This is a genomic window from Protofrankia sp. Cj3 (genome assembly GCF_917627355.1).
Lineage (GTDB): Bacteria > Actinomycetota > Actinomycetes > Frankiales > Frankiaceae > Protofrankia.
This window is the reverse complement of record NZ_CAKJTR010000192.1, coordinates 8,769-9,578: the sequence shown is the minus strand read 5'-3', so window position 1 is coordinate 9,578 and position 810 is coordinate 8,769. Positions and strand designations below refer to the sequence as shown.

The 810-nt window shown below is 72.2% G+C and carries 1 protein-coding gene; it reads left to right on the top strand.

Annotated features, from left to right (window positions below):
* The coding region (locus MJ783_RS19615; RefSeq protein WP_239312435.1) for a putative inorganic carbon transporter subunit DabA at positions 1-810 on the top strand (810 nt) is incomplete at both ends.

Here is an 810-nt window from a genome sequence, read left to right as displayed (position 1 = left end):
CTGCCGGCGCCCGGAGGTTCGGAGAGCCAGCGCCCGGCTGGGACCCGCCGTCTCGCGACCGGCCGTCGCGGACCGCGTTATGCCAGCCCAGGCCACCATGAATCGGCGCGGAGTTCGTCCCGGCGCGGGGCCACCCGGACCGCCGCGCGATGGGGGCGCATCCGGCGGGCAGGACCTGGTCAGACGCTGCCGCACGGTCAGCCGACGCCCAAGGCTCGGCTGCTGGCGGAGGTCTGGGACGCCCTGGAACGCCAACGTCCACCGGCACCCGCCGGCGCGGCACCGGCGCGGCGCCGCGACCAGATCCTGCGTCTCCTGGGCGTGGACACGGATGAGTTCGTGCATCCGGTGCTGATTCAGTTGTGTTCCGCTTTTCTTGATCAAGGCATTGCGTACTGGCGGATGCCGGACCGCGCGGACGGCCTGTTGGGCGTTTTCCGGCGGCTGTTCGGCCTGCCCATTGATCGGCCTGACCCGGTCTGGCGCGGCCTCGATGTGGTTCTTCGCGAGCAGGCGGCGCAGGGATGGACGGCGACGCGGACCGTGGTGTGGGCGCTTCGCGCGTTGCAGCTGCCCGAGTCGGCCTGGCCGGCGGCGATCCAGGCGAACCTGCTGTCCCTGCGCGGCTGGGCCGGCATGGTACGCCAGTTCGAGATCCGGCCCGACCGGGTTCCGACGCAGCCGTCCCCTGCGCGGCTCGTTGACTTCCTCGCCGTGCAGCTCCTGCTCAAGGTGTTCGCCACCCGGTATGTGCTGACCGTACGTGTCGGCCCGGGGGCCGAGCCGGCCGATCTCGGCTCCCTTGCCCCG